Source organism: Flavobacterium sp., from assembly GCF_027484205.1.
Classification (GTDB): Bacteria; Bacteroidota; Bacteroidia; order Flavobacteriales; family Flavobacteriaceae; genus Flavobacterium.
Window position 1 is genome coordinate 1 of sequence record NZ_JAIXUB010000007.1, and the last position, 24587, is coordinate 24587.

Genomic DNA, 24587 nt, shown 5'->3' on the forward strand with positions numbered 1-24587 from the left:
AATAGTGCTGATGGTGCTAATTGGGACAGACCAAGAATTTTAATCAATGGAACTCCTACAGTCCTTACGGGATATAATACTTCTGGTTCTAGTACACAATCAGGAACAATGACAGTTCCGGTTACTGCTGGTCAAACATTTGGTTTTAATGTATTTACTCTTGATAATTCTTTTGGTGCTGCAACTGTTACTTTTAGTAATTTTGTTGCTTCTGCTACTCCAACTTTACAATGGACAGCAAGCAATGGAGGAACAATCGTAGGTGCGAATAATCAATTAAGCGTTTCGGTTTCTTCTGCTGGTACATATACACTTACAGCAACTAACGGAACTTGTTCAGCTTTTGATTCGGTAGATGTAACTTACTTTGCTACAACTCCGCAACCAACTGTCAATGCAACTCAATCATTCTGTGATGCTGCAACTGTAAATGACTTACAAGCAACTGGAACAGCTATTCAATGGTTTGTTGCTCCAACTGGTGGAACTGCATTAAATGCAACTGATGTTTTAACTAATGGAACTACTTACTATGTTTCTCAAACTTTAAATGGTTGTGAAAGTATCAGATTAGCAGTTAATGTATTAATCACACCAAGCACAACAAATACAACTGATGTTTCAGTTTGTGATTCGTATACTTGGGCTGTAAATGGAACAACTTACACTACTTCTGGAACATATAACTTTGTTTCGGGTTGTACTACTGAAGTTTTAAATTTAACTATCACACCAAGTACAACTAATACGACTACAGCTTCAGCTTGTGATTCGTATACTTGGACTGTAAACGGAACTACGTATACTACTTCTGGAACTTATAACTTCGTTTCAGGTTGTACTACTGAGGTTCTGAACTTAACAATTACACCAAATACAACTAATACAACTGATGTTGCTGCTTGTAATTCGTATACTTGGGCTGTGAATGGAACAACTTACACAACTTCTGGTACTTATAACTTTGTTTCAGGTTGTTCAACTGAGATTTTGAATTTGACAATTAATTCTGTTGCTACTCCAACAGGAAATAGTACGCAAACTCTTTCAGTAACGAATACTAATGATGCTACTATTGCCGATATTGTTGTTAGTCCAACTAATGTAATTTGGTACGGCTCTTCAGCAGATGCTTTAGCTGGAATCAATGCTCTAGATCCAACTACTGTAGTTACAACAGGATCAACTTATTATGCTGTATCTGTTTCAGGAACTTGTTCTAGTACACCACTTGCAGTTACAATTACAGTTGAATTAGGAACAGAAGGTTTCAATAACCTAAATTTCAGTTACTATCCAAATCCAACTTCCGATATTTTAAATATTAAATACAGTGAAGTGATTTCAGAAGTAAGTGTTACAAACTTATTAGGACAAGCTATTTTTACAAGAAATACAAATAGCACTGAAATTCAAATTGATTTATCATCTTTACCTACTGCAACTTATTTAGTTAAAGTAACTTCGGATGGAAAATCTAAAATTGTTAAAGTAATTAAAAGATAATATTTAATTATTTAAATTATAAAAGACCGTCGGTAATGACGGTCTTTTTTTATTATTCAAATAGATTAAATGAATTAGGAAAATAAAAGAAAATTTTCACCAATTAGGAAAACGTTTTAAACATACTTATGTTAATACAAAACTTTATTACTCTACAACTATTTTCTTTGTAACAGATTTTGAATCGGAAGTTATTTTAGCAAAGTAAATTCCACTTGACCAATTAGTTTGGATTTGGTTAATTCCAACAAATTTTGATTCATATATTTTTGAACCTAAACTATTATAAACTTCAACCGAATACTCAGAATCTAATCCAGAAATTGTAATTTCTCCTTTACTAGGATTTGGATAAATAACAACTTTAATATCTTCAAAACTTGAATTTGAAAGGTTAGAAAACCAAGGTTGACCTGCATTTGCACCCCAAATATAATCAGCCAAATTTGGATAATCAATAAAAGGATTTCGGTTATATTGCCAAGTATAAATGTAATTATTTCTATTCATCTCAAAATCATCTTTTGGATCTAAAGTATTCCATGATAATAAAGATGCTAAATCTCCTAATTGACCAACAGTTGAATCAGGAATATCGCCATTTACAACACTCAAAGCATTATAACGAACAGCCATATAAAAAACAGCACGAGCAACATCTCCTTTCCAAGAGCTTTGATTTCCGCTTGGACCATTGTATCCTGTCAAACCATAATCTTTATTATTTCTAATACTATTTTCTGGACCATCTTCTGCTCGAATATGATGTGCATCTGCATGTCCAGCAATAATATCATTTGCGTTTGTTGGTAGCCAAACTCCTATTCCATCTGCCACTTCAGAAGTTCCATCAGTGAAACCACCTCGTGATTGAGGATAAATATGTTCTCTATTCCACTTTCCTGTATTGTTACTAGAAGTTTGAAAATCAAATTTGGCCTTTGGAGATTCTACATACATCAACCAAACTTGATTACTATTTAATGGATTTTGATCAGCCACTTTTAAAATATCAACAATATCACCATAATTGTGTGCTCGTACTACAGAAGGATTTGCAATAATATCTTGTAAACCTTGTTTTAAAGCTGCACCTGAAAGTCCTTCAATTGAAGCATAATATCCTGTTGGCGCTGTGCTAGAAACTAAACCATAAGTAGGATTTAAAGGTGTTCCAAATGGCAATGTATAGAAATCATTATCAATGACTCTAACTTCAATTTCATCATTTAATCTGTTGTATTGAGAAGGAAGAACTCCAAATTTTACTTTTGCTAATTCATCTCCTTCATCTAAAACATCATCAACAAGAGTAATAGTTGTATTAAAAGTATTTGAGCCTGTTGGTATAAAAACAGAGGTATTTCCTGTAAAATCTGATGTATTGAATGTACTATTATTTAAGGAAAAATTAAAATTCAAATCAGATGTTACATTGGTTTGAGTAGTAAAAGTAACATTGAAAGATCCAACTTCTGTTGTAGAATTTGTTGAAACTGTTATTGTAATTCCATTATAAATAAATCCAGTTCCATCATTATTTGCGCCTGGTGTTGGTGTTTTACTTTCATAAGTTCCATCATTTTTCCTTTGTATAGAATTTACCGTACTTCCACCTGTTCCAGCACTTTCATTAAGTTGCGTAGTTACGCCTAAAATAGACATCAAACTCGTAGCATCAGGATCGGCTGTTCCGTAAACTATCGCATTAACTAGATTAACATTAGTGGCTAAAGTATTGTTAGGAAAATCTGAGGAACTACCTAAATATAGAGCAACTCCATCTGGACCATTTTGAAAAATACTTTCAGGCAAAAATTTATCAGGAACGGGTGAAACCAGTTGATTTCCGATAGTAAAAATTCCATTAACATCTGTTGTATAACCATCTAAATCGATGACATAATAACTTAAATTAATTTGCGAACCTGTTCCGTTATACAAAACTAAAACGTAGCCATCAAGTGGAAAAAAAGCAGTTGACGATTTTAACTCTATAAACTCTTTATCATCTGTACTTGGTGTATCGCAATCAAGTTCATTTATGAAAATCTGAGCATTCATTGAAAAGCTACAAAAAAAAACAATTGGGAGAAGCAGTTTTTTATACATTTTTTAAAAAATTAACATACAAAGTTATTAATAATATAATGATAAAACATGAACATTAAGTTAATTTATAAGTATAACATTTAAAAAACATATCTTAAAAGTGATTTGATATTGTTAAAATTTGAATACTTTTGCACGAATTATTTAATAAACATAAAAATGAAAAAATTAGCATTGTTTGCATCCTTATCTATTTTATTATTCTCTTGTGGTAAAGCAAAAGATGGTGAGTTTTTTGTGAGCGGATCTGCAAAAGGCATTGAAAATGGAAAACTTGTAATTCTTCAAACAATTGATGAATCAGGTATGAATACAATTTCTCTTGATACTGTAAAAGTTCAAAATGAACAATTTGAAATTTCAGGGAAAATAACTGAGCCAAGTATATATTCATTAGTTTTTCCTAGTCAAAATGGAGCAATCCCTTTTATTGCTGAACATGGAGATATTGAAGTTGAAGTTTATAAAGATAGTGTTCAAGCATCAAAAGTTTCTGGAACTTACAATAATGATGAATTTTATAAATTCAATATCAACATTAAAAAAGAGCAAAAAAGTATTCAAAAAGCAATGGAAACTTTTCAAAATAAAAACAAATCTGCAATTGAAGCTGCTCAAAAAAGTAATGATACCGTTACTTTAAATAAAATGACAAAAGAATTTAAAGATATTCAAAAAAGATATCCTGATTTCTTTATTAATTATGCTGAAAATAATCCAAAATCATTCATTTCTGTTTATATTATCGACGGAATGTTTCGCTCACCTGATGTTGACGTGAAAAAAGTGGAGAAAATGTATAACAATCTTGAAGATAATTTAAAGAAAACGAAACCAGGTAAAAAAGTTAAAACGAAACTTGATGAATTGAAAGGTATTAAAAATTCAAATGAAGTTGCAGTTGGAAAAAAAGCTCCAAATTTTTCGGCAAAAACACCTGATGGTAAATCAATTTCTTTAAATGAAAATTTAGGAAAAGTAACAATTATCGATTTTTGGGCTTCTTGGTGCAAACCATGTAGAGCAGAAAATCCAAACGTAGTTGCATTATATAATGAGCTACATTCAAAAGGTTTAAATATTGTTGGTTTTTCATTAGATGAAGATTTAGCAGCATGGAAAGATGCCATTGCAAAAGATAAAATTACGTGGCCGCAAATGTCTAATTTGAAAAAATGGGAATTAGAAACTATAACTAAAACATATAAAGTAGAACAAATTCCAACTACTTTTTTACTTGATGCAAATGGTACAATAGTAGCAAAAGATTTAAGAGGTAATGAATTAAAAGCTAAAGTAAAAGAACTTTTAGGCGTTAAATAATTTACTTCATATTAAAAATATTAAATCTCCTTCTTTAGGAGATTTTTTTATTTAAAATTACTTGCAATTAATTATTTATAAATACGTTTGTATATAAATTAAACATTATGAAAAATCTACTTTTAACATTATTACTCTTTTTTTCTCTAGTTTCATTCAGTAAAATCATTATTGATGATTGCATCGTCAAAGGTTCTGTAAAAGGATTAAATAATGGAGACTATATTTATTTAAAGGAAAGCAATGACAAACAAGAACTCAGAACTTTAGATTCAACTATAATCAAGAACGGAAAATTTGAATTTACAATTAAAACAAGTGAGCCAAGATTATGTGTGTTGTTTCACAAAGACATTAATGGAATTCCATTTATTGTTGAAAAAGGAATTGTTTCAGTTGATATTACAAAAGATGCCGTAAACAATAGCGCAAAAGTAATTGGTACATTTAACAATGATGAAATGCAAAAAATTGTCAACTCATCAAAAGTAATTTCTGAAAAAATTAATGCTTTTCAAACCAAAAATATGAGTTTGTATCAAAAAGCATCCGAAGAAAAAGACGAATCTACACTAGTTAGAATTAAAAACGAGTACGATGCATTACAAGCAGAACATTCAAATCTTTTCATAAATTACGCTGAAAATAACCCAAACTCTTTTGTTGCTGCTTTAATTTTAGAAAGTCTTGTAGCGAATCCAAATCAAGATTTTTCAAGAGTGACAAAAATTTATAATAGTTTTTCTGAAACTGTAAAAAACACAAAACAAGGAAAAAAAGTAAAAGATTTAATTACTCAAATTGAAACACAAAATAAAGCAAAAAGTAATTTAAATATTAATGCTATTGCTCCAGATTTTTCTGCTAAATCACCTGAAGGTAAAACAATTTCATTAAAAGAAAGCTTAGGAAAAGTAACCATTATTGATTTTTGGGCTTCTTGGTGTGGTCCATGCCGAAGAGAAAATCCAAGTGTTGTAGCTTTATACAATGAATTTCATTCAAAAGGTTTAAACATTGTTGGTGTTTCATTAGATCAAGATTTAAACAAGTGGAAAGAAGCGATAGTTAAAGATAAAATTACTTGGACTCAAATGTCAAACATAAAAGGTTGGCAAGATCCAATTGCTAAATTATATCATATAGAGTCAATTCCTCAAACTTACATTCTCGATTCGAATGGTAAAATAGTTGCAAAAGATTTGAGAGGCGAACAACTAAGAGCTAAAATAATGGAACTTTTGGAGAAAAAATAAGGAAATTATAATTTGAAATGTAAAAATCTTTTAAAAACAAGAATTTTATTCCATTCATTCCCAAAAGATTAAAATTTATTAGAAAATAATATTTAAAATTAGTTTGCAAACATCAAAAGTGTTTTTATATTTGCAACCTCGTTAAGCGAATGGGGAGATACTCAAGCGGCCAACGAGGGCAGACTGTAAATCTGCTGTGAAAACTTCGCAGGTTCGAATCCTGCTCTCCCCACGAATGAATAATTCGAAATTAAAAAAACGCCAAGATTTCTTGAGCGTTTTTTTAATTTTGAACTGTTTTCAAAGTGAATCTTTTCCAAATAAACGAAGTTAATCCTAACAAAAAAAGTCTAGAAATTTCTAGACTTTTTTTTTGCTATATAAGTTTGATTATTATTCTAATATAAAACTAACTGAAACATTAGCATTTACTTCAATTTCACCAACTGCTAAAGTTTCTTGTGACGCACCAGCATCAGCCATTTCCGCCATAGCAGCTTTATACATTGGTTGTGGTGGAAAATAATTAACCTGATTATCCGTAATTAAAAGTGCTTTCCCTACTTTTTGTCCCAAAACTGAAACATAGTCTTCAGCTTTCTTTTTTGCATCTCTCATAGCAGCTTTTCTAGCTTCTGCTTTGTGCTCTTCAATTTTTGAAGATTTGAACTCAACATGACTAATGTTATTGATTCCGTTGTCAACTAATCCCATCATTAATTCATCATACTTTGTAATATCTTTCAATAAAATACAAATACTTTGTGATGCTTGATAGTTATATTTCTTTTTGTCATAATCATAGTTTCTATTCAAACTCACATTTGTAGTTTGAAAATCAGTCGATGCAATTCCAAATTTCTTGATGAACTTAACCACTTTATCGACATTTTCATCATTTAGTTTTTTTACTTCTTTAGCATCTTTACCTAAATTTTCAACACCAAAGTTAATTTCAACTTGATCTGGTTTTACTTTAATTTTTCCTTCTCCACTTACAGAAACTTGTGGAATTTGTTTTTGCTCTTGCGCTTGTGTCATTGTTACAAATAATGTAAATAAAATTAATACTGCTTTCTTCATGATTTCTATTGTTTAGTTTTATTTATAATTTCAAAAGTTGTGCCAATTATAATTTTCCCTGTTTAGCCATTATAAATAAAATAATTATTGGAACGGCTAACAAAATAACCATCAATAAATTATCTGTAAACATAGATGGAACTTTTAACAATGTTATAACATATCCACCAATCGCTCCGCCAAAATGAGCCGTATGTCCAATGTTATCATTTTTTGCTTTCATTCCATAAATTGAATATAATAAATATCCAATTCCAAAAAGATAAGCAGGAATTGGTATTGGAATAAAAAACAAGTATAAACTCATGTTGGGTTCAAGTAAAATAGCTGAATATAAAATTCCTGTAACTGCTCCAGAAGCTCCAACAGCTCGATAACTATATTCATCTTTGTGAAACATCATAGTCAGTAAACTTCCAAAAATTAAGCTACCTATATAAATTAACAAAAAAGTAAGATTTCCCAGATAACCATAAACAATTGGTGCAAAAAAATACAATGTCAACATATTAAAAGCCAGATGAGGAATATCAACATGTAAAAATCCAGATGTAATCATTCTAATTTGCTCACCAGAACGAATACTTCCTACATGAAATTCATATTTTCTAAAAAAAGACACATCGTCAAATCCTTTTAAACTGAAAATTACATTAGCCGCAATTATTGCAAGCATAAAAATATTTAAATCCATATATCTTTTATTATTCTGTTTTAAACTCTTCCTTTCAAAGCATTAAAAACCCAAGCATTTGCTAAAAATCCAACTCCTGTTGCAGCAAAACCCCAACCCGCAGTTTCATCATATCTAAATGCTCCAAGTGCAATTAAAATCAAGCCCATTACAATCATAATTAATGTTGCCCAACCAAAAACTGTGTTTTTATTCATTCCCATAATTCTATTTATTTATTATTCTAACTAAAAATTTTAACTAACATTTCTTTTAATAAGTCGTGCGTTGATAATGCGTTTGCACCAACTCCTTTACTTTTTACATCAATATCTCTCAAAGTTGCAACAATTGAACTTACTTTCTTCATTGGATAATTCTTCAAAGCTACATCATAATCCTTCAAAAAAAATGGACTTACACCAAGAACAGAAGCTACATTTTTTGGATTTTTATCCTTTAAACCATGATATTTTAAAAGTTTAACAAAAAAACTAAATACTAAACTTGTCGTAACAACCATTGGATTATCCTTTGGATTATCAGCAAAATATTGAGCAATTTGATACGCTTTCAATTGATTTTTTGAACCTAAAGCATTTTGTAATTCAAATACATTGAAGTCTTTACTAAAACCTATATTTTCTTCAATATCTTTAGGATTTATAGTATGTCCTTTAGGTAAAATGATTTGAAGTTTGTTCAATTCATTACTAATCCTACTCAAATCGTTTCCAAGAAATTCAACTAACATTGCGTTTGCTTTTGGCTCAATTGCATAACCTTTTCCTTGCAAAACTCTTGAAATCCATGTACCCACTTGATTGTCATACATTTTTTTGCTCTCAAAAACTACTCCATGCTTGTCCAAGAGTTTAGTCACTTTTTTACGTTTATCGAGTGTTTTATATTTATAGGCAAAAACTAAAACGGTAGTAGGTTGAGGATTTTCGACATAACTTTCAATTTTGTCAATAGTTCTTGATAATTCTTGTGCTTCTCTAACAATAACAACTTGTCTATCAGCCATCATCGGAAATCGTTTTGCATTACCAATAATATCCTCAACGGTTACATCTCGACCATAAAGAATCGTTTGGTTAAAATCACGTTCGTGTTCTTGTAAAACATTTTGCTCGATATATTCTGTCAATTTATCAATATAATAAGGTTCATCACCCATAAAAAAATAAATAGGTTTAATGTTTCCTGCCTTAATATCGTTGATAATTTTTACTACTTCATCCATTATTTATAGTTTGTAGCTTATTGTTTATTGTTATTGAATTTCAAACCTTTCATTTCACAATTGTTTAAATATTTCATAAAAGCTCCAATTTTGTTTTTTACTAATTCCACTTTTAAAGAAACATTTTCAAATTCATTTTGAGAAATCAACTTTTTATCTAAAGATCTATACAATTGAGATTTTAATTCGCCACAAGAACCTTTTGAAAAACTTAAAAAATTTATAAATTCTCTATTTCCATTTCTTTCAAAACCTTCAGCAATATTATCCATAATCGAACCAGAACTTCTATCCATTTGATCTTTTAATGAATATCTTTTACCTAAATTTGTGGTCTCAAACAAATGTTCAATGTCAATACAAATCTCTCTTGACTTATTCCAAATTTCTAAATCTTCAAATTTTTCTATTTTTGCCATACAACTAAAAACAATTAACAATAAACTATAAACAACAAATTTTGCAAAAACTCAATTTTCCAACTTTTACGTTTCGGTTCAAAAATAGTGAAAATAAAGTAGCTATCTTCGATGAAATTAGGAAAAAATTTATCATTCTCACTCCTGAAGAATGGGTTCGTCAGCATGTAGTTCAGTTTTTATTGCAAGAAAAAAAATATCCAAAATCATATATTAACGTTGAAAAACTTATAAAAATCAACGACTTAAACAAACGTTACGATATTGTAGTTTATCAACCTAATGGTGAATTATTTTTATTAATTGAATGTAAAGCACCTGAAGTAAAAATATCACAACAAACTTTCGACCAAATTGCGCGTTATAATTTAGTTTTAAATGCTAAATATCTTATGGTTACTAATGGTTTAAATCATTATTTTTGCCAGATGGATTTCGATAACGAGAAATATATTTTTTTAAAAGAATTACCAAGCTATACTAAATAATGAAAAAAATTCTTCTAGTTCTTTGTATTTTATTTTGTTTTTTTTCTTGTGAAAAAGAAAAGAAAAATGAAACTTCTGTTGAAACAAAAGTAAATGACTCAAGCAAAGTTTTAATTAGTGAAACTTTAGAAGTCATTGATACAACTTTCAGTGAAACTAATACAATTGATGATTATTGCATTGCCTTAGAGTATTTAAAAAACGATTACACTAAAAAACTAAATGAAACTAATTCAAGTATAAAAAACAATGAGTTGTATGAAGAATATCATACTATTAGAAAAAAGTATATTTATAATATGAGTACATCTAATGATACATTGCTTTCAAATTATGTCAATCAATACAATGAAGAACAAGAAGATTATGTTTTAAATGCTGATTATAAAAGAATTACAAACCAATTAAAAAAAGTAGCAATCGAATTTTGGTATGTTGGTGAAGGTTATACCGAATTTAGAAGCATTCCAAGTCACTATCCTACAATGTTTAAAGGAAAGGTTTCTCAAGATTATCAAGATTTTTTAGATTTAATTGCTAAAGATGAAAAGGAACTTTATTCAGCAGATGCAGGTTTTGTAGTAAGTTTTGATGAAGTAGGAAGAAGAGTTGCTTCTTGGGAACAATTTTTAACAAAACATCCAAATAGTAAATTGGTAGATGAAGCTAAAGATATTTATAACAACTATCTTACTGATTTTATTTTTGGTTTAGAAAACACTCCAACTTATGAAGAAGAAACAGGTCTAATCTATCCAGAGTACATAGAAGTATATGATGATTTTGTAAAAAAATATCCTAATTCAAAAGCAACAAAAAAAATTCAAGAATTTCTAAAATTAGTTGAAAAAAAGACCTCATTTGATGACATTCATAAAGCATTGAATTTGAAATACAAATTTTATCAATGATTAACCATAAAAAAATAGCCGTAGTAATTTTGAATTGGAATGGTGTAAAATTGTTGGAACAGTTTTTGCCATCAATTGTTTCCTTTTCAGATGAAGCCCAAGTTTATGTTGCAGATAATGCTTCAACTGATGCTTCGGTTCAATTTGTAAAAGATAATTATCCGACTGTAAAAATTATTCAAAACAATGGAAATTATGGTTTTGCAAATGGCTATAACATTGCTTTACAACAAGTTGAGGAAGAATATTATTGTCTTTTAAATTCCGATGTTGAAGTAACTAAAAATTGGCTTACACCTATTCTATCGCTATTTGAAAACGAAAATAATATTGCCATCATACAACCGAAAATTCTAGATTTTAAAAATAAAGAATACTTTGAATATGCTGGTGCAGCTGGTGGATTTATTGATAAATATGGTTATCCATTTTGTAGAGGAAGGGTTTTTGAAACTATTGAGAAAGACAATCACCAATATGATGATGAAATAGAAATATTCTGGGCAAGTGGTGCGTGTTTTTTTATTAGAAAAGACGTTTACAGAAAACTGAACGGATTTGATGGTGATTTCTTTGCACATCAAGAAGAAATTGATTTGTGTTGGAGAGCATTTAATTTAGGTTTCAAAGCAAAATACATATCAGAATCAATAGTTTATCATGTTGGCGGTGCTACTTTAAACGAGGGAAACCCTAAGAAGACATTTTTAAATTTTAGAAATTCTTTGTTGATGCTTTTGAAAAATTTACCAAAAAATAAATTGTTTCCAATACTTTTCATGCGATTAGTTTTAGACGGAATTGCTGGAATCAAATTTATATTTCAAGGAAAATTCAAACATTTTTTTGCAATTTTAAAGTCACATTTTCATTTTTATCATTTGATTTCTAGAAATTTAAAGAAAAGAAATGCTTCTCAAAAAGAAAATTATTTTCAAACAAAAAGTATCGTTTACAATTATTTTGTTAAAGGCGGCAAGGTTTTTGAACAATAATTAACAATACTTTATAGTAAATCTTCGTTTAAACAATCAAGAAATTGTAATTTTGCAATATCAAAAATCAAATCAATTATGAAAAAAGTAATTTTTATGTTTTCATTAGCTGCATTGACATTAACATCGTGCGGAACAAAAAAGAAAATTGCCGAATTAGAGCAAAAAAATAAAGAATGTCAAGATTTATTAAATTCTACTACGGTAAAATTGAATATGTGCTTAACAGAAAGAGAAGCACTTGAAAAACAAAACGAATATTTAAAGAAAAACAATTCGGAGTTGATTAATAATGTTGGAAACATGACGACATTAACAACTCAAGGTGCACAAAATATTGAAAAAGCATTAGAAACTATCAAAGAAAAAGATTTGAAAATTTCAAGAATGCAAGATGCTTTGACCAAAAAAGACAGTGTTACGTTGGCTTTGGTTACAAGTTTAAAAAGTTCAGTAGGAATTTCTGATCCAGATATTGAAGTAAATGTTGAAAAAGGTGTAGTTTTTATTTCTATTGCTGATAAATTATTATTTAAAAGTGGAAGTTACGTTGTAAGTGACAGAGCAAAAGAAGTTTTAGCTAAAGTTGCAAAAGTAATCAATGACAAACCAACATTTGAGTGTATGGTTGAAGGACACACAGATAATGTTCCTTTTACTGGAAATGCAATTTTACTTGACAACTGGGATTTGAGTGTGAAACGTTCAACTGCTATTGTTAGAGTTTTGACTAAAGAATTAGGAGTAAAACCATCACAATTGATTGCTGCTGGACGTGGAGAATTTATTCCATTAGTAAGTAACAACACCGCTGAAAATAGAGCTACAAACAGAAGAACTAGAATCGTTGTTTTACCTAAAATTGACGAGTTCTACGAAATGATTGAAAAAGAAATGAAGAAACAGTAATTTAATATTTGATTTTAGATATTAGATTTTAGATATAAAACGCCTTGAGAAATCGAGGCGTTTATTTTTTATACCAATCCAGAAATGCTTTAACTTTTAATTTACTTATAATGAATTCAAAATCAGTTTTTATTGATAGAAATATTTGTTTTTGATATTCATTTTTCACATTTTGAATATAACTCTTATTAATAATAAATTTTCTGTTTATTCTAAAAAATAAATTTGGATTTAATTCTTCTTCAAGTTTTTCTAAAGATTTATTTACAATAAAACTTCGATTTACATTATTTAATAAAAACGTTGAATTGTTATCGCTATAAAAACAAATAATATCTAAATCATTAATCTTTTTTAACAATGAACCCGATGAAACTAAAAACGAGTTTTTTATTTTTTGATAATCGTTTTGTTCAAAATCCTTCCAACTAAATTCATGTTGAAAACCAATTCTTAACGTTTCTATTTTTAAAATTAGTTTATCTAATTTTTCTTCATCAATTGGTTTTAAAAGATAATCAACTGAATTATAATTAAATGCATTTAATGCGAATTCATTATAAGCGGTTGTAAATATAATTTTTGACTTAAGAGTGATTTTATCTAAAATTTCAAAACAATTTCCATCTCTTAATTTTATATCTACAAAAACACAATCTGGATGATTATTTTCTTTAAACCATTGAATAGCATTTTTTACTGAATGAAGAGTTGTTAAAACTTCAAACTCTTTAGAAATTAATAATTTTTGCAAACGATTTGCTGCAGGAATTTCATCTTCAATTATTACCGCTGTCATTATCTTTCTAAATTTAAAATAGGAATTGCTACTTGAAAATTACCTTGAGATGATGTTACTTTAATATTTTTATCTGTTAACAAAAGATACCTATTATTTATATTTTCTAAACCTAATTTTGTAGTTGATAAGGAGTTTTTAAAAGTGATAGAATTAGAAATACATAAATTATCATCCAAAATAAAAATTGAAATTTCAATAGAATTTATTTCGTCTAAACTATTATGTTTAAATATATTATCTATAATTTCTTGTAATGATAAAGATAGAATATATTGATAATTATACGATTCAACATTAATTTTAAATGAAAATCCATTTTCAAATTTAGCTTTATAAATTTCTAAATATTCTTTTATAAAACTTATTTCATCAGATAATAAAACAAAATCTTCCTCTTGATATTTTAGATAATGTCTATAGGTATTTGATAAATGATGTCCAAACTCGATGGCTTTTTTGGGGTTAATTTCTATGAAAGAAATCAAAGTATTCAAATTGTTAAAGAGAAAATGTGGATTAACTTGTTGCTTAAGTTGTAGATATTCTGAATTTTTTTTGATGTTTAAGTTTTGAAGTTCAATTAATCTATTTTTTTTATTTCGTTGATCTATTCTGTAAAACAAAATTGAAATTATTACTGTAGGAGAAAATAATTGAAGAACATAAAATGAACCAACATATCCTAAAAAATAATTCAATTTTGGAAATCCAAGTGCAAAAAGCGAGGGAAATGATAGAATTGAAGTCAAAAATATAAGTAAAAAAAAGTTATGTCTAATAAATTTGATTTGACTTAAAAGATAAACTGAAATTATTGATATTGTATTTACAATTAATGAAAACGAAAAAAACTTTGTAAATAACTTTATTAATGCAACTTCAAAACTATAAATATTAATATAGTCGAAAATATAAAAAAGTATTAAAAAGAGCGTCATTGTTACAGAAAGCAAAAGAACAAATTTGATATAAAAAGTAAGTTTTTCTTGAAAAACTAAATCAAATCTTTTAGTCATCTTTTTACTTACGTCAAGAATAAAAACATAAAAAAGAAAAATAGCAATATTTAATAAAATTTGAAAAAACCAAGTGGTAAATGAAAATGTTACAATACCTCTTTTAAAATAAAAATATTGAAAATAAAGAATTGAAATAGACGTTAATATTACCAATATTAGAATTGAAATTAATGTTTTCTTATAAAAACTTTTATTTATTTTTTCGAAAACATAAACACTACAAAAAGAAATATTTAAAAAAAAACTTGCTGTAAAATAGTTTACCCTCATGTTAGATAAATCTGAAAGATTGCCTCTAAAAACAATGATAAAAGTAATAATTATTAAAGGTAATAATCCCAAAAACAAAAACTTCTGAAAAGATTTCATAATATTAAATTTTAAATTCATTTCAAAAGTCAATAAAATGACAATAGTAATAAAATTTAAATTAGTGAATAGTAAAAAAAGCTTAGTGAAAAGAATTACAAAATATCCAAACTTCCTTTACCTTCACGGATAACTTCTGGTTCATAACCAGATAAATCGATTATGGTTGATGGAATATTAAAACCATAACCTCCATCAATGACTACGTCAACTAGATTTTGCCATTTTTCAAAAATTAATTCAGGATCAGTTGAATATTCTACAATTTCATCATCATCGTGAATGGAAGTTGAAATGATTGGGTTTCCAAGTTCTTTTACAATAGCTCTTATAATGGAATTATCAGGAACACGAATACCAACAGTTTTTTTATTTTTGAACACTTTAGGCAAATCATTATTTCCTGGCAAAATAAAAGTATATGCGCCAGGTAAAGCTCTTTTTAAAAGTTTAAATGTCGATGTATCAATTTGTTTCACATAATCTGAAATGTGACTTAAATCATAGCATATAAAGGATAAATTAGCTTTTTCAAGTTTTATTCCTTTTAATTTGGCTACTTTTTCAACAGCTTTCAGATTTGTGATATCACAACCTAAACCATAAACAGTATCCGTTGGATAAATAATCAATCCGCCATTTTTTAGTACTTCAACTACTTTTTTTATAGCCGATTCGTTAGGATTGTCTTCGTATATTTTGATGAATTGTGCCATGTTTTCTTGTTTAAAATTTAAAAGAGTTCAAGAGTTTAAAGTTGTTGCTTACGAAATTAAACCATTTTAAGCAACATTGAACAATTTAAACTATCCAATTACATCCAATTTTGCAAAACGCAGCAATAATTTTTTTATTCCTCCAACTTCAAAACGGATTTCTGCTTTTTTATCAGCACCAACACCTTCAAGGTTAATAACTTCGCCTTTTCCAAATCGTTCGTGCATTACAATATTTCCTGCTATTAATTTACTGTCAAATAAATTGGCATTGGAATTACTTGGAGCGTTACCAGAAACTGGTTTGAGTTTTCTAATATTTGCTGATGAAACTGGTTCTTCTCCATATCGTTTTGGTGGCGTTCCTGCAACAGGTTTTGCCAAACGCAATTTTGATTTATCAATATCACCAAAAATATCAATATCCATCATTGGTTTGTATCGATAACCTCCATTATCTATTGGATTTACATATTCTAAAAACTCTTCTTTAATTTCTTCAATAAAACGTGAAGGTTCGCTATCAGTAAGTTTTCCCCAACGATAACGTGATTGTGCATAAGTCAAATAGGCTTGGTGTTCAGCACGAGTTAAGGCCACATAAAACAAACGACGTTCTTCTTCAAGTTCGCTTCTTGTGTTCAAACTCATGGCACTTGGAAATAAATCTTCTTCCATTCCAACTACAAAAACATAAGGAAATTCTAATCCTTTTGCCAAGTGAATTGTCATCAGTGCTACTCTATCATCATCGCCAGTATCTTTATCTAAATCGGTTGCAAGTGCCACGTCTTCAAGAAATTCTGACAAAGCACCTCGAGCACCATCAACTTCTTTTTGACCTTCGATGAAATCCTTGATTCCACCCATTAAAACCTCAATATTTTCGATTCGAGCAATACCTTCTGGAGTTCCGTCTTTTTTTAATTCTTGAACTAATCCTGTCTTTTTTGTAATATGATCGGTTAAATAAAATGCATCTTGATTTTCATTAATGACTTGAAAACTCTTAATCATCGTTACAAAATCTTGCAATTTTGCTTTTGTACCTGAGTTTAATTTCAAATCAATTTTATCAATATGTTCCATAACTTCAAAAATGGAACGTTTGTAATGATTTGCAGCAACTGTCAATTTTTCAACTGTTGTGTCACCAATTCCTCTTGCAGGATAATTTATTACACGAATTAATGCTTCTTCATCTTTTGGATTTATCACTAATCGTAAATAGCAAATTACATCTTTAATTTCCTTTCTTTGGTAAAACGACAAACCTCCATAAATTCTATAAGGAATATCTCTTTTACGCAAGGCATCTTCCATAGCTCTTGATTGCGCATTCGTTCTGTAAAGAATAGCAAATTGTCCGTTGAGCATTTGATTGCGCATCTTTTGCTCAAAAATTTCACTTGCAACAAAACGTCCTTCTTCACCATCAGTTACACTGCGATGTACTTTAATTTTTGGGCCAAAATCATTTGCTGTCCAAACTACTTTATCTAATTTGGTTTTATTTTTATCAATAATTGAATTAGCCGCTTCCACAATATTTTTTGTTGAGCGATAATTTTGTTCAAGTCGATATGTTTTTACATTATCATAATCTTTTTGAAAATTCAAAATATTATTGATGTTTGCGCCACGAAATGCATAGATACTTTGAGCATCATCACCAACAACACAAATATTTTGAAATCTATCAGATAAAGCTCTAACAATCAAGTACTGAGAATGATTAGTATCTTGATACTCATCCACCATTATATAACGAAAACGATCTTGATATTTTGCTAAAACATCTGGAAAACGATTCAATAATTCATTAGTTTTAAGTAGTAAATCATCAAAATCCATGGCGCCAGCTTTGAAACATCTATCAACATAGTTCGCATAGATTTCGCCCAAACGAGGCTTTTTTGACATGGCATCTTGCTCTTGCAATTCAGGATTATTGAGATAAGCTTTTACTGTTATTAATGAATTTTTATAAGAAGAAATTCTACCTAAAACTTGCTTTGGTTTATAAACATCTTTATCCAATTGCATTTCTTTTATAATAGAAGAAATTAATCGAACAGAATCTTGTGTATCGTAAATAGTGAAATTTGACGGAAAACCCAACTTATCTGCTTCACTTCTAAGAATTCTTGCAAAAACCGAGTGAAAAGTTCCCATCCAAAGGTTTTTAGCTTCATTAGTTCCAACAATATCAGCAATACGTTTTTTCATTTCACGTGCTGCTTTGTTAGTAAAAGTTAGCGCTAAAATATTAAATGCATCAACACCTAGACTCATTAAATAAGCAATACGCATTGTAAGTACACGTGTTTTACCCGAACCTGCACCAGCGATAATTATCATTGGTCCATCTTTTTGCAAAACAGGTTCTTGTTGTGCTTCGTTGAGTTGGCTTATATATTTTTGCATCATAAGTTTAAACTTCTATCATAGTTTTAGAGATTTACAAAAATAGGTTTAGTTACCAATAATAACAATAAAAAAACCTTCGATTTATCAACTATTTTTTGCATCCAATTTAAAAATTGTTTTCCTTTGTAAACACTTAATTTTATTAGACATGAAAGCAAAATTTATACTCTCTTTTTTATTAGTTTCAACTTTATTTGGATGTTCAACTGCTGCAAAAAAAATGCAAAAAACTTACAATGCAGGTGAAGGAATGATTGTTGGTACCATTTGTATAGATAAAAAAATATATAATGGCTATACTTTCTCTTATTGTGATGATATTCCATCAATTAATGATTATCCAAATGAACAAGGAAGTTTTACTTACAAATATGACAGAGCAGATTTTAAGAAAAAAGGCAAATCGTATTTTCTTTTTAGTGTTGCTAAGCCAGAAGGAAAATATAAGTTTTTTAAAATCAAAATTTTTAATAATTCAAGAAACAACATTTCAATAATGGAAATTCCTGTTAACATGAAATTTGAGATAAAAGAAGGAAAAACAACTTATTTTGGTCAATTGAATGTTAATACAAGAAAGAAAATTTATACAGTTGAAAATCAAATTGAAAGAGATAGAATTTGGTTTGCTAAAAAAGCTAAACAAATACAATTTTAAACTATGAATGCAGATAAAATTATTGAATTGAGTTTTTATACACTTCCAGCATTAATTACTGGTGCTGTAGCGTATTATTCATTTAAAACATTTACTGATAGCGAAGACAAAAGAAGACGTTTTAATTTATTGAAAGAAAATCAAAAGCAATCATTGCCATTAAAACTTCAGGCGTATGAAAGACTTGCCTTGTTTTTAGAAAGAATTAGTCCGTCAAAACTTTTAATAAGAGTTGCCCCATTAAATGATGATAAAAGAGATTATCAAAATTTATTAATTCATCATATTGAGCAAGAATACGAACACAATTTAACACAACAAATCTATGTTTCAGATGAATGTTGGAACATGATTGTAACAGCAAAAAACACCATCATTCAAAACATAAGAAAAACAACTTTAAGTCAAGAAATTGCAAATTCAGATAAACTTAGAGAAACAATATTGAGTAATTTATTTGAAAGTGAATCTTCTACAGCAACCTCAATAGCATTAAGTTATTTAAAAAGTGAAGTTAAAGAATTTTTATAATCACTATAAAACAAAAAAAAACCGATTGAATTTTCAATCGGTTTTTTTATATCTAAAATTTTAGTTTAATTTTTTGAAGGTGCAGCAACTCTATCGTTGAATGGAATTACAACGTAAACATTTCTTACTGCTAAATTTGAAGCTGGTAGTTGTTGCGTATTAATTAAAACACCGTTAACATTATAAGCTCTAAAAGTCAACACTTCATTTCTTGGTACACCAGCAGATAAAGATCCATTTGCTCCTGTTATTCCTAAATCCATTAAAACATCTCCTGTTGAACCTGCTTGTCTGCTAATTGTAACTCTAACACCTTGAACTGGAGTTCCGTCAGCATTAGTAACAAAAACATTTAATGTTGCAACTGGGTATGCATAATCACAATTCCACCAAGAAAAATGAGACACATTTCCAACATATTTACCACCTATTCTTCTAGCAAAACCATTTTCTTCCCACATACCAGAAGTTTCATTAAAATGCCATAACGGAATAGTTGAAGGTGCTGTATCTAATTGATTAGCTGCAATTGGTAATGAAATATTAGCTGTATGACCAGTAGTAATTTGAAGTTTTTGATTATCATCACCTCTTAATTCAACATTAATCATACCATAAGTTTCCATACCAGAAATTGAACCATCTTCTCTCTCACCAATTAAGTTACCAGGCATTTTATCAAAAACTTTTGGATCTGCTGCATCTAAATGATTTACTATAACTTTAACATCTCCATTGTATGCTGTTCCGTTTTCTAACATGAAAGAACCATCAAAAGTAACTTTAGTTGTATTTGGTAATGTTACTTCAGAAACTACACCTGTTGGAATTGTAGCAGTTACATCCATAGGTAACATCATTATTGTCAATTCATTAAGACCTTCATGAGACATTACTAATCTTGAACCATCTAAATATCCTTCTTTCTTAGCTGTGAAATAAGCAAAACGCTCTTTTACATTTGCATTTACATAAGAAAAAATACCACTTGAATTAGTAGTTACTTCATATCCATTTAAAGATATAGTAGCATTTGCAATTGGGTTATTGTTGATGTCAACTATTTTTCCTTTAAAATCTCTACTTACTACATTTCCAAAAGTAAATTCGCTTTCCTTAGTAGCCTCTTCTTTACTATCACAATTAGTGAAGACTAAAGATAAAACTGCCATTCCTAAAAATAAAAGTTTGTTTGTTTTCATGTTATTCTATTTTATTATTAACTTGGGTTTAATACACATGGCAAAAGAACGCACATGTTGAAGATTTTGAAAAAAAATTCGTTATACAACATCAATAGTCGACAAAATGCATAAATAGAAGAATAATGAAAATTTTTTATGCTTTAAAAATTTACTTTTGTAGTATTAATGCGACTTTACATTAATATTAAATCATTTCTTAAATAGGTTAAAAGCAATTTTTTGGTAAAAAAAAAGACCGACTGAAAAACAGTCGGTCTTTATATATTAAAAATCTCTTTTTTAATTCTTTTTTGTTGTAGCAACTCTGTCGTTAAAAGGAATAACTACATAAACTGTTCTATTTGCTAATGTAGAAGCAGGTAATTCTTGTGTATTAATTAAAAGACCATTGATATTATAAGCTCTAAAAACAAATACTTCATTGTAAGGTACACCAGCAGATAAAGTACCGTTACTTCCTGTTACACCTAATGAAATTAAAGGAACATTCCAGTGGTCAGCAGGTGCAGTTACACTTGGTCTAAAAATTTCAACTTTAACGCCTTGAACTGGAGTTCCATCAGCATTTGTAACCACTACATTTAAATTAGCAACTGGATAAGCCCAGTCATTATTCCAAACTGTAAAGTGAGAAACATTTCCAACATATTGGTTTCCAATTCTTTCAGAAAAACCTTCTTCAACCCAAACACCTTTTTTTACATCAAAATACCACATAGGCATAATGTTTGGCGCAATAGCTTGTTGAGCTTGAGTAGCAATATCCATTGTGATTTTTGCTGTATGTCCTTCTGTTAATTGTAATTTTTGATTATCTGAACCATATAACTCAACATTAACCATTCCAAAAGTCTCTAAACCTTTGTAATCACCATTACTATCAATTGCTAGTAAAGAACCTGGCATTTTATCAAAAACTTTTGGATCGTTAGCAGGTAAATCTGCTGAAAGAACTTTTACAGTACCATTGTATACTTCACCAGATTCTGTTGTAAAAGCTCCATCAAATTTGATTGAAGTATTACCTACAGTTACTGTAGCTATTTCTCCAGTTTGAATCATATCTACTTTTGGAGTTAATAACATAATAGTTAATTCATTCAAACCATCATGTGTCATAACTGTTCTTGAACCACTTAAAAAACCATCCTTTTCTGCGGTGAAATAAGCAAAACGCTCTTTTACAGATGCATTTACATAAGAAAAAATACCACTTGAATTAGTAGTAACTTCATATCCATTTAAAGTAACGGTTGCATTTGCAATTGGATTGTTGTTTTCATCAACAATTTTTCCTTTAAAATCTCTTGATACAGTAGCACCAAAATTAAATTCATTTTGAGATGTAGTTGCGTCTTCTTTGTTATCACAATTTGTGAATAAAATAGACAAGACAGAAAGGCCTAAAATAAAAAGTTTATTCGTTTTCATATTTTAATAAATTTAATTTAATAATAAATTTGGGATTTACACGGTGCGAAAGAACACACAAGTTGTGAAACACAAAAAAAAAATCGTTAGAAAACCTCAAAACTCGTTGAATTGCAATATTGCTAATCAAAAAGACAAAAATTAACAAAATACTACTTAATTAGAAGTCTTTGTAATTGATTTTTTTCTTCAATCGAAAGGTCAGGAAGTAATTTTTCAAATTGAAGATAGCTTTTTTCATTCTTTATCAACTCTCTAATTTTATCTCGAGCATATTTTGTAAATTGCCATTTATGATGTGTTGTGGCATTAACCAAATTTTTGAGAACTTCATCATTTTCAGGATAAATTGAAAGATAACTATCAAAGGCATTTTGACGAATTGAACTTTCATAACTTGGTGACGTGTAATTTTTCAACTCATCTATAGCTTTTAATGCAATAATTGATGCTTTTTGATCATTCTCATGAGTATCAGCATATAAAATACATGATGTTAAATAAAGTATTCGTAACTCTTTATCACTTCGTCCTTGCCAATCTTTTGCAATTTCTAAATATTTACTTTGTTGCTCAGGAAAATTTTTCCATAAAGTAATAAATGATGTTTGTTTAGTTTCATATGAGGTATCATTCAATAATGTTTCGTAATCTGATTTGAATGAAACTGGAACTTTAGATAGTGTTTCAGCTACAGCTTTACGAATTGCAACATCATTAGATTTCATTGCCAAATCATACAATTCAGAGACTTTTTCAAAAGGTTCATTTCTAATTTGATAAATCACTTCTATCTTGAGTGGAAAATAACCGTTTGATTCTAAAATTGTTTTAAATAAATAATATTTGTCTTTTAAGATAGTTTTTCGCTCTTGTTGCAATTTTAATAAATCTTTGATGTAAGCATTTTTTGTTAAAAGAAAATTAATATCATTTGCAGGATATTTATAATCTTCCAACCAAACTTTCTTGAAATTTTCAGTATCAAAATCGGATACCTTTTTAATTTCTGCTAAAAAATCATCTGTTTCAGCATTTTTAAATTGGTATCGCTTCAAATAATTTTTAACCGCTTTTCTAAATTTCTTTTCTCCAATAGATTCCTTAATATAATGTAAAGCCCAAGCACCTTTTTGATAAAAGCTTAACGAACTTGCTTTTTCATTCATTACAGGAATTGTATCTGTTTTTGCAGCAACTTTCAATCGATTAGCATAACTATATAATTGATTATAAAAATAATCGTCACCAAAAACCTTACGTTCCGCAAGCAATGCATAATATGTTGCAAATCCTTCTTGAAGCCAATGATGTTTACCCGATTTTGCTGTAACCAAATCGCCAAACCATTGATGTGCCAACTCATGTGCATTTACATTCAAATAATTTCTATCATTAAATCCGCTTTCATCAACTACATAATCTTGTGAAAAAATAGTCGCCGATGTGTTTTCCATTCCAGCATAAAGGAAATCCTCAACCGGAACTTGACGATAAATTTTCCATGGATACTTCACCCCTATTTCTTTTTCAAGGAAATCAAAAATAGTTTTCGAATCTTTATAAGTGTATTGGTATTTATCTTCATCCATTGGTTTATAATAGTTTTCTAATGGAATACCACTATTTGAAGATTCTGTTTTATGAAGAAAATTTCCAATCGCAATCATCACTAAATAGGATGACATTGGTCGTTGCATTTTGAATTTATACGACAAATAATTATCTCCTTCTGACCAACTTCTAGCAACTTTTGTTTCAGTTAAAACACCATTAGAAATAGCTGTAAACTTTGACATAGCGTTCATTTCTTCAACAATAGTAACACTAATATTAAAAATTACTTTCTCATTTACATCATCAAAACTTGGCAACCAATGACTTGTGAATTTCCCTTGTCCTTGAGTCCAAATTTGTTGTCCTTTATCAATTCCTGTAAAATATATAGTCTGTTTTGGTATAGCATTATAAGTAAATGAAACCTTATTTTTACCTTTCTTAAATCCTTCAAATAGAATTAATTCCTTCTTATTATTTTTATAATTTACAGATTTTCCATTAATCAAAACCTCTTTAAAATCTATGTTTTTTGCATCAATTCTAATGGAATCAATTTCGGAAAGCACTTTAAATTCATAAGTGATTTCTCCATAAACAGATTTAGTTTTAAAATTTGGCTGAACATTTGCATCACATTTTATAAAATCAACCTTTGAAATTTGTTGACTAAAAGAAAGAAATGAAAAGAAGAGAAGAATTAAATATTTCATAGAATTATTATTGAATTACAAATATAGTTATTGAGAATCAAATTAAACTTTAGAAATACAAATTTGAGAAATTTATAAAATCCTCAATTTGAAATTGATATTTTCACTTCACTTCGATAAACTCAGTGTAAGCTAGCTCAGTTTGACATTGTTTTTGAAATTGAATTTTGAAATTGAATTTGAAACCTTATCTTCGCTCTATTGAAATTGAATTTTGAAATTGCAATTGCTA

Annotated in this window: 22 protein-coding genes and 1 tRNA gene; 10 read left to right on the forward strand and 13 right to left on the reverse strand. The window is 28.7% G+C overall.

The features are described from left to right. Positions 1–1506, forward strand: a 1506-nt coding sequence (locus Q0049_RS02460; RefSeq protein WP_298116193.1) for a T9SS type A sorting domain-containing protein, incomplete at its 5' end; no start/stop codon positions are given. A gap of 147 nt (positions 1507–1653) precedes the next feature. Here the strand turns inward: Q0049_RS02460 and Q0049_RS02465 are convergent. Continuing rightward, the gene (locus Q0049_RS02465; protein ID WP_298116195.1) at positions 1654–3618 is read right to left on the reverse strand and encodes an endonuclease; all 1965 of its coding nucleotides are present in this window, start codon (positions 3616–3618) and stop codon (positions 1654–1656) included. Positions 3619–3777: 159 nt separating this feature from the next. Here Q0049_RS02465 and Q0049_RS02470 point away from each other — a divergent pair, with 159 nt between their 5' ends. The 3 genes from Q0049_RS02470 (at position 3778) to Q0049_RS02480 (ending at position 6429) form a co-directional block, all read left to right on the forward strand. Next, the gene (locus Q0049_RS02470; protein WP_298116198.1) at positions 3778–4941 is read left to right on the forward strand and encodes a TlpA disulfide reductase family protein; all 1164 of its coding nucleotides are present in this window, start codon (positions 3778–3780) and stop codon (positions 4939–4941) included. A 107-nt stretch (positions 4942–5048) separates the two neighbouring features. Beyond that, positions 5049–6197: a TlpA disulfide reductase family protein gene (locus Q0049_RS02475; RefSeq protein ID WP_298116201.1), complete on the forward strand. Its 1149-nt coding sequence runs from the start codon at positions 5049–5051 to the stop codon at positions 6195–6197. 151 nt (positions 6198–6348) lie between these two features. Next, positions 6349–6429: transfer RNA gene (locus Q0049_RS02480), tRNA-Tyr, on the forward strand. Between the two features lie 161 nt (positions 6430–6590). Here the strand turns inward: Q0049_RS02480 and Q0049_RS02485 are convergent. From Q0049_RS02485 to Q0049_RS02505, 5 genes are read right to left on the reverse strand one after another with little or no spacing between them, the layout of a single operon-like run. After that, positions 6591–7280, reverse strand: coding sequence for an SIMPL domain-containing protein (locus Q0049_RS02485; RefSeq protein WP_298116204.1), 690 nt, complete (start codon positions 7278–7280; stop codon positions 6591–6593). Between the two features lie 46 nt (positions 7281–7326). After that, positions 7327–7974, reverse strand: a complete 648-nt coding sequence (locus tag Q0049_RS02490; protein WP_298116206.1) for a rhomboid family intramembrane serine protease — start codon at positions 7972–7974, stop codon at positions 7327–7329. A gap of 20 nt (positions 7975–7994) precedes the next feature. Beyond that, positions 7995–8177 carry a CAL67264 family membrane protein gene (locus Q0049_RS02495; protein ID WP_298116208.1) on the reverse strand — a complete coding sequence of 61 codons (183 nt, stop codon included), beginning with the start codon at positions 8175–8177 and terminating at the stop codon, positions 7995–7997. A gap of 20 nt (positions 8178–8197) precedes the next feature. Then, positions 8198–9202, reverse strand: coding sequence for a DNA polymerase III subunit delta (gene holA, locus Q0049_RS02500; RefSeq protein ID WP_298116213.1), 1005 nt, complete (start codon positions 9200–9202; stop codon positions 8198–8200). Between the two features lie 17 nt (positions 9203–9219). Next, the gene (locus Q0049_RS02505) at positions 9220–9621 is read right to left on the reverse strand and encodes a four helix bundle protein (protein ID WP_298116216.1); all 402 of its coding nucleotides are present in this window, start codon (positions 9619–9621) and stop codon (positions 9220–9222) included. A gap of 41 nt (positions 9622–9662) precedes the next feature. Here Q0049_RS02505 and Q0049_RS02510 point away from each other — a divergent pair, with 41 nt between their 5' ends. The 4 genes from Q0049_RS02510 to Q0049_RS02525 all read left to right on the forward strand — a co-directional run bounded on the left by Q0049_RS02510 (position 9663) and on the right by Q0049_RS02525 (position 12924). Then, on the forward strand, positions 9663–10109 hold the full coding sequence (locus Q0049_RS02510) for a type I restriction enzyme HsdR N-terminal domain-containing protein (RefSeq protein ID WP_298116219.1): 447 nt from the start codon (positions 9663–9665) through the stop codon (positions 10107–10109). Continuing rightward, positions 10109–11020 carry a hypothetical protein gene (locus Q0049_RS02515; RefSeq protein WP_298116222.1) on the forward strand — a complete coding sequence of 304 codons (912 nt, stop codon included), beginning with the start codon at positions 10109–10111 and terminating at the stop codon, positions 11018–11020. Before Q0049_RS02510 ends, Q0049_RS02515 begins: the two co-directional genes overlap by 1 nt. Next, complete coding sequence (locus tag Q0049_RS02520) at positions 11017–12015, forward strand: glycosyltransferase family 2 protein (protein ID WP_298116225.1); 999 nt, start codon at positions 11017–11019, stop codon at positions 12013–12015. Before Q0049_RS02515 ends, Q0049_RS02520 begins: the two co-directional genes overlap by 4 nt. Positions 12016–12093: 78 nt before the next feature. Beyond that, positions 12094–12924, forward strand: coding sequence for an OmpA family protein (locus Q0049_RS02525; RefSeq protein ID WP_298116228.1), 831 nt, complete (start codon positions 12094–12096; stop codon positions 12922–12924). 61 nt (positions 12925–12985) lie between these two features. Here Q0049_RS02525 and Q0049_RS02530 read toward each other — a convergent pair whose 3' ends face one another. From Q0049_RS02530 to Q0049_RS02545, 4 genes are all read right to left on the reverse strand, one after another. Next, complete coding sequence (locus tag Q0049_RS02530) at positions 12986–13723, reverse strand: LytTR family DNA-binding domain-containing protein (protein WP_298116230.1); 738 nt, start codon at positions 13721–13723, stop codon at positions 12986–12988. Continuing rightward, positions 13723–14424 carry a sensor histidine kinase gene (locus Q0049_RS02535; protein WP_298116232.1) on the reverse strand — a complete coding sequence of 234 codons (702 nt, stop codon included), beginning with the start codon at positions 14422–14424 and terminating at the stop codon, positions 13723–13725. The genes Q0049_RS02530 and Q0049_RS02535 overlap by 1 nt, the downstream gene beginning before the upstream one ends. A gap of 785 nt (positions 14425–15209) precedes the next feature. Continuing rightward, positions 15210–15830, reverse strand: coding sequence for an L-threonylcarbamoyladenylate synthase (locus tag Q0049_RS02540; protein WP_298116235.1), 621 nt, complete (start codon positions 15828–15830; stop codon positions 15210–15212). 90 nt (positions 15831–15920) lie between these two features. Continuing rightward, the gene (locus Q0049_RS02545) at positions 15921–18257 is read right to left on the reverse strand and encodes an ATP-dependent helicase (protein WP_298116274.1); all 2337 of its coding nucleotides are present in this window, start codon (positions 18255–18257) and stop codon (positions 15921–15923) included. Positions 18258–18408: 151 nt separating this feature from the next. Here Q0049_RS02545 and Q0049_RS02550 point away from each other — a divergent pair, with 151 nt between their 5' ends. Together Q0049_RS02550 and Q0049_RS02555 are read left to right on the forward strand one after the other, a co-directional pair. Next, complete coding sequence (locus Q0049_RS02550; RefSeq protein WP_298116237.1) at positions 18409–18918, forward strand: hypothetical protein; 510 nt, start codon at positions 18409–18411, stop codon at positions 18916–18918. A gap of 3 nt (positions 18919–18921) precedes the next feature. Beyond that, positions 18922–19449, forward strand: coding sequence for a hypothetical protein (locus Q0049_RS02555; protein ID WP_298116240.1), 528 nt, complete (start codon positions 18922–18924; stop codon positions 19447–19449). 65 nt (positions 19450–19514) lie between these two features. Here Q0049_RS02555 and Q0049_RS02560 read toward each other — a convergent pair whose 3' ends face one another. The 3 genes from Q0049_RS02560 to Q0049_RS02570 all read right to left on the reverse strand — a co-directional run bounded on the left by Q0049_RS02560 (position 19515) and on the right by Q0049_RS02570 (position 24355). Continuing rightward, complete coding sequence (locus Q0049_RS02560; protein ID WP_298116243.1) at positions 19515–20651, reverse strand: hypothetical protein; 1137 nt, start codon at positions 20649–20651, stop codon at positions 19515–19517. Positions 20652–20933: 282 nt separating this feature from the next. Next, positions 20934–22085 (reverse strand): hypothetical protein, encoded by a 1152-nt coding sequence (locus Q0049_RS02565; RefSeq protein ID WP_298116246.1) that lies wholly within the window; start codon positions 22083–22085, stop codon positions 20934–20936. 152 nt (positions 22086–22237) lie between these two features. Further along, a complete protein-coding gene (locus Q0049_RS02570; RefSeq protein WP_298116249.1) occupies positions 22238–24355 on the reverse strand; it encodes a M1 family metallopeptidase in 2118 nt (705 codons plus the stop codon). Between the last annotated feature and the right edge of the window lie 232 nt (positions 24356–24587).